At 74.4% G+C, this 8,825-nt stretch carries 7 protein-coding genes and 1 tRNA gene; 5 read left to right on the top strand and 3 right to left on the bottom strand.

What is annotated here, in order from left to right:
• Positions 1-12 precede the first annotated feature (12 nt).
• From ACRYM0_RS13370 to ACRYM0_RS13385, 4 genes are all read left to right on the top strand, one after another.
• Positions 13-2,454, top strand: coding sequence for a putative bifunctional diguanylate cyclase/phosphodiesterase (locus ACRYM0_RS13370; protein WP_432505814.1), 2,442 nt, complete (start codon positions 13-15; stop codon positions 2,452-2,454).
• A gap of 89 nt (positions 2,455-2,543) precedes the next feature.
• Positions 2,544-2,978: a hypothetical protein gene (locus tag ACRYM0_RS13375; protein ID WP_432505816.1), complete on the top strand. Its 435-nt coding sequence runs from the start codon at positions 2,544-2,546 to the stop codon at positions 2,976-2,978.
• Positions 2,975-3,286 (top strand): transcriptional regulator, encoded by a 312-nt coding sequence (locus tag ACRYM0_RS13380; RefSeq protein ID WP_432505818.1) that lies wholly within the window; start codon positions 2,975-2,977, stop codon positions 3,284-3,286. Before ACRYM0_RS13375 ends, ACRYM0_RS13380 begins: the two co-directional genes overlap by 4 nt.
• Positions 3,287-3,399: 113 nt before the next feature.
• Entirely contained in the window at positions 3,400-4,932 is a 1,533-nt protein-coding gene (locus tag ACRYM0_RS13385) for an MFS transporter (protein WP_432505820.1), read from the top strand.
• A 135-nt stretch (positions 4,933-5,067) separates the two neighbouring features.
• On the opposite strand, the gene ACRYM0_RS13390 is transcribed toward ACRYM0_RS13385, so the two are convergent.
• From ACRYM0_RS13390 to ACRYM0_RS13400, 3 genes are all read right to left on the bottom strand, one after another.
• The gene (locus ACRYM0_RS13390) at positions 5,068-6,942 is read right to left on the bottom strand and encodes a SpoIIE family protein phosphatase (RefSeq protein ID WP_432505822.1); all 1,875 of its coding nucleotides are present in this window, start codon (positions 6,940-6,942) and stop codon (positions 5,068-5,070) included.
• Positions 6,943-7,097: 155 nt separating this feature from the next.
• Positions 7,098-7,174, bottom strand: a tRNA-Pro gene (locus ACRYM0_RS13395).
• A gap of 75 nt (positions 7,175-7,249) precedes the next feature.
• The gene (locus tag ACRYM0_RS13400) at positions 7,250-8,170 is read right to left on the bottom strand and encodes a metallophosphoesterase (protein WP_432505824.1); all 921 of its coding nucleotides are present in this window, start codon (positions 8,168-8,170) and stop codon (positions 7,250-7,252) included.
• 63 nt (positions 8,171-8,233) lie between these two features.
• Between ACRYM0_RS13400 and ACRYM0_RS13405 the strand changes: the two genes are divergently transcribed.
• Positions 8,234-8,701: a GatB/YqeY domain-containing protein gene (locus ACRYM0_RS13405; protein WP_432505826.1), complete on the top strand. Its 468-nt coding sequence runs from the start codon at positions 8,234-8,236 to the stop codon at positions 8,699-8,701.
• Positions 8,702-8,825 lie beyond the last annotated feature (124 nt).

An 8,825-nucleotide genomic window follows, 5' to 3' on the forward strand; every position in this document is an offset into this window, starting at 1 on the left:
CGCGGGGGTGTAGTGCGCGCCGGAGCCCCCGGGCCGGAGGACGACCTGCTGGGGTTCGCCCAGCGGCACCACCTGCTGCACCCGGGCGAGCGGGCCGGGGTGGTGCTGCACGACGCCGCCGGCGGGGTCGTGGCGGCCGACGCCACGGCCCAGCGGGTCCTCGGCCTGGACCTGGAGCAGCTGCGGGCCCGCGCCCTGGACGACCCGCGCTGGGCGTGCGTGGACGAGCAGGGGCGCCCCGTGCCGCCGCGGGACCTGCCCGCCGCCCGGGCCCTGACCACCCGCCGGCCGGTGCGGGTGGTCCTGGGGGTGCACCGCCGCACGCCGGACGGGGTGGGTGAGCGCACCTGGCTGGAAGTGCGCTGCGAACCGCTGCTCGGCGCCGACGGGGACGCGCCGCACGCGGTCCTCGCCACGGTGGGCGAGGTGGGCGGCGAGCGGGCCGTCCAGCTGCGGCTGGCCGACGCCACCCGGCTGTACCGGACGCTGGCGGAGCAGGCCGCCGACGTGGTCACCCTGCTGAGCCCGGAGTCGGTGATCGGCTGGGTCTCCCCCTCGGCCCGCGCGGTGCTGGGCCGGCACCCCCAGGACCTGGTGGGCACGTCCCTGCTGGACCTGCTGCACCCCGACGACCGGCCCCGCGCCGAGGCGGACCGGGCCGACCTGCTGCGCTCGGGGTCCTCCAGCAGGGCGCGCAGGCTGTTCGTCCACCCCGAGGGGCACCTCGTCCACGTCGACGCCTCCGTCAGCGCCGTGCGCGACGAGCACGGGCAGCCGGTGCAGCTGGTGGCGATCCTGCGCGACGTCTCGGCGCAGGCGCTCGCCGAGGAGGAGCGGGACCGGGCGGTGCGCCGCTTCGAGGTGGCGATGCGCTGGGCGGGCATCGGCATGGTGATCGCCGACTCCACCGGGCGGTGGCTGGAGGCGAACCAGGCGATGGCCGACCTGCTGGGCCGCAGCGTCGAGGAGGTGCTGGAGACGGACTTCCGGGCGGTGACGGCCGAGGAGGACCGGGCCGCGGACGAGGCCACCTACCGCCGCATCCTCGTCGGCGAGCTCGACCGCGACGTGGCCGAGAAGCGCTACGTGCGCGCCGACGGCACCCGGGTGTGGACGCGGCGCACCATGGTGGTGGTCCGCGACACCCGCGGTGCTCCGGAGCACTTCATCGTGCAGGTGCAGGACGTCACCGAGCAGAAGCGGGCCCGCGAGCAGCTCGCCACGCTGGCCGTGACGGACACGCTGACCGGGCTGCCGAACCGGCTGCTGCTGACCGACCGCCTCACCCACGCCCTGGCGCGCGCCCAGCGCGAGGGCACCCGCGTCGGGGTCCTCTTCTGCGACCTGGACCTGTTCAAGCAGGTCAACGACACCCTCGGGCACGACACCGGCGACGAGCTGCTGCGCCAGGTCGCGCGCCGCCTGCAGCACACGGTGCGCGACGAGGACACCGCCGTCCGCCTCGGCGGCGACGAGTTCGTCGTGGTCTGCGAGGACGTCACCGGCGCCGAGCAGCTCCACCGGTTCGCCGATCGCGTCCGGCAGGTGCTGCAGGAGCCGTACCTCATCGACGAGCACGAGCTGCAGGTCACCGTCAGCCTCGGCCTGGCCCTGGGCGACGGCCCCAGCGCCGAGGTCCTGCTGCAGCAGGCCGACGCCTCCATGTACCGGGCCAAGCACTCCGGGCGCGCCCGCGTCGAGTCCGTCGGCGGCGGCCCGGCCACCGACCACGTCGCCCTGGAGGGCGAGCTGCGCGCGGCCCTGGAGAGGGACGAGCTGCTGCTGCACTACCAGCCGGTCGTGTCCCTGACCTCGGGCCTGCTGCGCAAGCGGGAGGCGCTGGTGCGCTGGGCCCACCCGGTGCACAGGCTGCTCCTGCCGGACGTGTTCCTGCCCCTGGCCGAGCGCGGTCGCCTCATCACGGCCCTGGGGCTGTGGGTGCTGCGCCGCGCCTGCCGCGACGCCGCGCGCTGGGAGGACCCGGTCACCGTCGCCGTGAACGTCTCCGCGCGGCAGCTGGCTCGCGCCGACTTCCCCGACCAGGTGCGCCGCGCCCTGGACGACGCGGGGCTGCCCGCCGACCGCCTCTGCCTGGAGATCACCGAGTCCTCGGTGCTGCAGGCCTCCGAGACGACGCTCACCTGCGCGCGCCGCCTCGTGGACCTGGGCGTCACGCTCTCCCTGGACGACTTCGGCACGGGGCAGTCCAGCATCTCCTCCCTGCACAAGCGCACCCTGCAGGGCCTGAAGATCGACCGGTCCTTCATCGCCGACCTGCCGGCCAGCCCACGGGTCGAGGCCCTCGTCGAGGGCCTGATCCAGCTCGGCGGCGGCATGGGCCTGGAGGTCATCGCCGAGGGCGTGGAGACCCCCGAGCAGGCGGCCTGGCTCGCCAGCCACGGCTGCCCGATGGGGCAGGGGTTCCTCTTCGGGCGGCCCGGCGCCGCCGCCTGACCCGGCGGCGGGGGTTCCACCCCCCGGGCCGTTCGGTTTCCACCCGGTGAACAGTTGCCACGACGGAAAACATCAGGTACGTTTCCACCATGGAAAGCACCGGAGGTACGCCGAGCCCCGCCGAGGCCCGCGAGGCGCTGGCGGACATCGAGAGCGCGCAGCGGGCCGTGCGGGACACGCCCTGGCCCACCTGGATCTACCCCGTGAACGCCGCCCTGCTGGGCGTGATGGCGCTCACGTTCCTGCTCGAGGAGAACCGCACGACCGCCTTCCTCGCCGTCGCCTCCACGATCATCGGGGTCAACGTCGCGGCCGGGTACCGGATGGGGGCCCCGTGGACCGTCCCCACGAGCCGCGGGTTCCTCGCCGCCGTCGCGGCCGCGGGCGCCTGCGTCCTCGCCGCCCTCGTCGCCGCGGACCTCACCGAGCGGGCGTGGCCCGTCGTCGTCCTCGCGGCCGCCGCCACCGCCGCCTACCTCGTCGCCGGCGTGGTGCACCGCAGGTCCACCGGGCGCCCGCAGTGAGCGCGGAGCTCGACCCGGTCATCCACCCGGCGCACCGCCTGCGCATCTGCGCGATGCTCGTCGCCGGCACCACACTGGAACTGTCGGTGGTCAAGGAGCACCTCGACCTCAGCCCGTCGGCCCTCAGCAAGCAGGTCGCCGCCCTCGTCGACGCCGGGTACGTGAAGCAGGAACGCCGCGGCAGCGACTCCCGCCGCGTGTGGCTGTCCATGACCCGCCAGGGCGCCAGGGCGTACCGGAACCACGTCGCCGCCCTGCAGGAGATCGTCGCCTCGACGGCGGCGCCGGCGGTGGACGCGCACCGCTGATCCCGCGCCCCGGCGCCGACGACAGGCGATCTCCACGGCGGTTTGTTAGGGTGTTCACCGATTTTGCCCGGAACGATCACGAACCGCCGACGAATGCGAGTCGAAGAGTGCCTGTGAGCAAAAAAGGATCACATGGGGAGCCGACAGCCGCTCCTGCCCGCGGAGGCCGGCGCCGCACCAGGCGCCTGCGCGTCGAGGACGTCACGGTCGTCGACTCCACGGTGATGAAGCGCGCTGTCGGCGGCACCGTCGTGGGGAACACGATGGAGTGGTACGACATCGGCATCTACGGCTACCTCGCCGTGACGATGGGCCGCGTGTTCCTCCCCGACGCCGACTCGGGGCTGCAGGTCCTGTTCAGCCTCGGCGTCTTCGCGTCCACCTACATCGCCCGCCCGATCGGGGGTGTGTTCTTCGGCCGCCTCGGCGACAGGGCGGGCCGCCAGAAGGTGCTCGCCGCCACCCTCATCCTCATGGCGACCGCGACGTTCCTGATCGGCGTCCTGCCCACCCCGGGCGCGATCGGCGCGCTCGCTCCGGTGCTGCTGGTGGTCCTGAAGCTCGTGCAGGGCTTCTCCACCGGCGGGGAGTACGCCGGGGCGACCACCTTCGTGAGCGAGTACGCCCCCGACGCCCGGCGCGGTTTCTTCGCCAGCATCCTCGACTTCGGCAGCTACCTCGGTTTCGCGCTGGGCGCCGCCGTCGTGACGGTCGTGCAGCTGCTCACGACCGAGCAGCAGATGCTGGACTGGGCGTGGCGGGTGCCGTTCCTCCTCGGCGGCCTGCTGGGGTCGGTGGCGATCTACTTCCGCTTGAAGATCGAGGAGTCCCCCGCCTTCCAGGCGACGCAGGACGCGCACGAGGAGTCCTCCTCCGCCCGCGCCGAGGCCGAGGGCCGCCCCCGGAACTCCTTCCACCTGATCCGCATGCACTGGCGCCCCATGGTGATCGCCTTCGCGCTGGTGGCGGCGGCGAACAGCGTCGCGTACGCGCTCACCAGCTACATGCCCACCTACCTCACCGACTCCCTCGGCTACGGCCCGCTGAACGGCACGCTGCTGACGATCCCCGTGCTCGTCCTGCTGGCGTTCCTGCTGCCCGTGGCCGGGCGCCTGTCGGACCGCATCGGCCGGCGCCGCGTGATGTGGCTGGGGGCCGGGTGGGTGCTCGTCCTCGCCGTCCCGGCGTTCCTGCTCATCGGGCTGGGCAGCGTCGTCACCACCCTCGCCGGCCTCTCGTTGCTGACGGTGCCCGTGGCGTGCTGGGTGGCCAGCCAGGCGTCGGCGCTGCCCGCGCTGTTCCCCACGGCCAGCCGCTACGGGGGCATGGGGATCTCCTACAACTTCGCGGTGGCGATCTTCGGCGGCACCACGCCGCTGATCATCGAGGCACTGGTGCAGGGCACCGGCAACGACCTCGCCCCCGCCTTCTTCCTCATGACCACCTCGGTCGTCGGCGCCGTCGGGGTGATGTTCATGAAGGAGTCCGCGAAGCGCCCGCTGCCCGGGTCGATGCCGAGCGTGGCCACCGACGAGGAGGCGCACGAACTCGTTCTCACCCAGGACACGAACCCGAACCTCGACGTGGAGAGCCTGCCGATCCCCGCGGGCGTCCCCGAAGGGGAGGGGACTCGCCGGCCCGCCTGAGGTCGCCGGTTCCCACCGGGCGAGGAGTCCGGTGAGGACCCACCGCCCACGACGGAACGAGGGGCCCGGTACCGCACGAGCGGTACCGGGCCCCTCGTGCGTGCCGGTCCCGGCACCCGCAGGTGCCCCGCACCGCTACGGCTGAACAGCCGGCGGGGCGGCACCGGGCGCGGCGGGCGGCAGGACCTGCGGTCCGGCCTCGGCGGGCCGGGGACCGTCCTCGGGGTGGGCCCGCAGCACCAGCAGGGCCACGTCGTCCTCGGGGGAACCGTCGAGCCGGGCCAGCAGGGCGTCGCACAACTCCTCGGCGTTCAAGTGGTGCAACTGCTCCAGGGTGGCGCGCAGCCACTCCAGCCCGTCCTGCAGCGGGGCGTCCCGGCGCTCGACGAGACCGTCGGTGTAGAGGACGACGGTGCTGCCCGGCTCCAGGGTCGTCGCGTGGTCGGCGCGCTCGGCGTCGGGGTGCAGCCCGAGCAGCATGTCCGGCTGCGCCTGGAGCAGCCGCGCGGTGCCGTCGGGGGCGATGAGGACCGGCGGGGGGTGCCCGGCGTTGGACCACCGCAGGGTCCGCAGCCCGGCGGCCTCCTCGGCGGGGTTCTGCTCCACCTGGGCCAGGACGGCGGTGGCGATCACCCCGACCCCGAGGTGGTGCATGGCCCGGTCCAGCGCGGCCAGCACGGCCGCGGGCGGCTCGCCGAGGGCGATGGAGACGCCGCGCAGCAGGTTGCGGACCTGCCCCATGGCGGCCGCGGCGTCGCGGTCGTGCCCGGCGACGTCCCCGACCACGAGCGTGGTGGTGCCGCTCGGGGCGAGGAAGCAGTCGTACCAGTCGCCGCCGATCTGCGCCTCGGCTGCGGCGGGCAGGTAGCGCACGGCGATCTGCAGGTGGTCCGGTTCGAACGGTGCGGTCAGCAGGCTGCGTTGCAGCGCCTCGGACAGGCGGCGCTGTTCCCCCGCCACGCGGCGCTCCTGCTCGTGGGCCTGCAGCGCGGCCAGGCTCTGAGCGCACTGCCCGGCGAAGGCGCTCATCAGCTCGAAGTCGCGGTCGGTGAAGTCCTGCGGGTCGCGCCAGCCGATCGTCAGCCCACCCACCGAACGGCCCGCGGCCTGCAGCGGCAGGGACACCCACGTGCCCAGGCCGGTGCTGGTCACCGCCTCCTCCATCAGCGGGGTGGACTCCAGGGCCGCCTCGCGGTCGCGCAGCACCACGACCTCGCCGGTGGCGGCGGCCACGGCGACCGGCAGCGGGCTGTCCAGCGGCACGCGCCGGAAGGTGCGGCGCGCCCGCTCCCCCAGCGAATCGGTCAGGGTCAGCTCCAGCGCGTCCCCCTCCGGGGTGCGCACCGCCACGGCCCCGCCACCGGCGCCGAGCACACCCAGGCCGCTGCCGATGACGATGTCGGTCAGCTCCGCGACGCTCTGCGCGCCGCTCAACTGCAGCGCTACCCGCACCATGCCGGCCAGCCGCTGCGCCTCCTCGGTCTCAGTGGTCAGGGCCGCGCGCAGCTCCTGCCCTCGCATGTACAGGTCCGCCTCGGCCCGGTCCCGGTCCTCGGGGAGGTCGTAGAGGTCGACACCGGAGTCGACGCGCTGCGCCCGCCGCTCGGTGACGTAGCCGGTGACGTTCTCCGCCCGGTGCAGCAGCAGCACCACCCGCCCGGCCTCGTCCAGCACCGGGGCGTTCACCGGGCTCCACCAGCAGGGGCGGAAGACCCCGTCCGGGCCGGCGACGTCGTACTTCTGCAACGGCATGGTGTCCGGGCGCCCGGTCCGCAGCACCCGGCGCAGCGACGCCTCCAGGTTCGCCGTCCCGTGGGTCCCCGGGTCGTCCGGGTTGTCGGGGAAGACGTCGAACACCAGCCGGCCGATGAGCTCGTGGCGCGCGCGCCCGGACGTCTCCAGGAAGGCGCGGTTGACCACCACGAACCGCAGGTCGGTGTCCAGCACCGCGTAGGACGTGGGGAGGACGTCGAAGACGGCGGCCAGGTCCACGTGCGAAACGTCCGGCACCCGCTGCATCCCGTTCCTCGCTGGAAACCGGGCTCTGCGCCCGCCCGACATCGTAGGGGCCACCGGGGCCGGTGGCGGCTGGAACGGGGGCGGAGGGGCACGACGAAGGCCCGGCCCCGCTGACGCGGTGCCGGGCCTCTGACCTGGGATCTTGCTGGTCGGGGTGACAGGATTTGAACCTGCGGCCTCTTCGTCCCGAACGAAGCGCGCTACCAAGCTGCGCCACACCCCGTGAGCAACCTGGACAAGAGTACCCGACGCACGGGGGTGCCCCGCACCACGCTCCCCCGCCCAGGTGCGGGTCGCCTCAGCGCACCGGCACGAGCTCCAGCAGCGTCGCCTCCGGCCGGCACGCGAGGCGGAACGGCGAGTACGGCGAGGTGCCCAGGCCCGCCGACACGTGCAGCCACGCGTCGTGCCCGCCCGCCGACCAGCGCGACAGGCCCTTGACCTGCTCGCGCGGCAGGTCGCAGTTCGCCACCAGCGCCCCGTAGCCGGGCACGCACACCTGCCCGCCGTGGGTGTGCCCGGCGACGATCAGCCCGGCCCCGTCCGACGTCATCGCGTCCAGGGTCCGCCGGTACGGGGCGTGCGTGACCCCGACCGTCAGGTCCGCGTCGGCCGCGGCGGGCCCGGCGACGTCCTCGTAGCGGTCGTAGCGCAGGTGCGGGTCGTCCACGCCCACGAGCTCCAGGTCCACGTCCCGCACCGTCAGGCGGGTGCGGACGTTGTCCAGGTCCAGCCAGCCGGCGTCGGTGAAGCCGCGCACCAGGTCGTCCGTGGGCAGGCGGGTGCCGTCCATGTCGTCGGGGCCCGACTTGCGCCACAGGTACGCCGCCCAGTTGCGCGGCTCGGGGGCCCAGTAGTCGTTGGACCCCAGAACGAACACCCCGGGGCGCTCCAGCAGCCCCGCGTACGCGTCCAGCACGGCGGGCACCGCCTCCATGTCGGCCATGTTGTCGCCCGTCGTCACCACCAGGTCCGGCTCCAGGTCCGCCAGGCGCCGCACCCACTCCCGCTTGGCCCGCTGGCTCGGCACCAGGTGCAGGTCCGACAGGTGCAGCACCCGCAACGGCGCGCGCCCCACCGGCAGCACCGGCACCACGGCGTGGCGCAGCGTGAAGGCCCGCACCTCGTACCCGGCGGCGTAGCCCACGACGGCCGCTCCGGACAGGGCGAGGGCCCCCGCGGTGAGGGCGGCGGGCTTCAGAACGCTGTGCTGCGGCATCGGCCCATCCTGGCACCGCCCGCCGCGGGGAACCCGCTGGACGCCGGTGGGAGGATCGGTGCTGTGAGCCAGACCCTCAAGGACACCCTGCAGTCCGACCTGACCACCGCCATGAAGGCCCGCGACGAGCTGCGCTCCGCGACCCTGCGGATGGTCCTGACCGCGATCCGCGGAGAGGAGGTCGCCGGCAAGTCCGCGCGCACCCTCGGCGACGACGAGGTGATCACCGTGCTGCAGCGCGAGGCGAAGAAGCGCCGCGAAGCCGCCGAGGCGTACGACGCCGCCGGCCGCACCGAGCAGGCCGCGCGCGAGCGCGACGAGCTGGGCGTCGTCGAGACGTACCTGCCGACCCCCCTGACCGACGAGGAGCTGAACGAGCTCGTCGACGAGGCCGTCCTCATCGCCTCCGGGGAAGGCCTGACCGGCACCGGCGCCATGGGCGCCGTCATGTCCCGCCTCAAGCCGCAGGTCGCCGGCCGCGCCGACGGCAAGCGGCTGTCCACCGCGGTGCGGGCGCGCTTGAACGCCTGACGCCCCCGGGGCCGCGCACGACGAGGGGGTTGACCCGGTGTGGCGCAGCGCGGGCGCGAGGCCGGCGCCGCCCTGGGCGAGGACCCCGCCGCCGCCGTGCCCGCGATCGCGGAGCGGGTGCTCG

It is taken from the genome of Kineococcus arenarius subsp. arenarius, assembly GCF_050871845.1.
Classification (GTDB): Bacteria; Actinomycetota; Actinomycetes; order Actinomycetales; family Kineococcaceae; genus Kineococcus.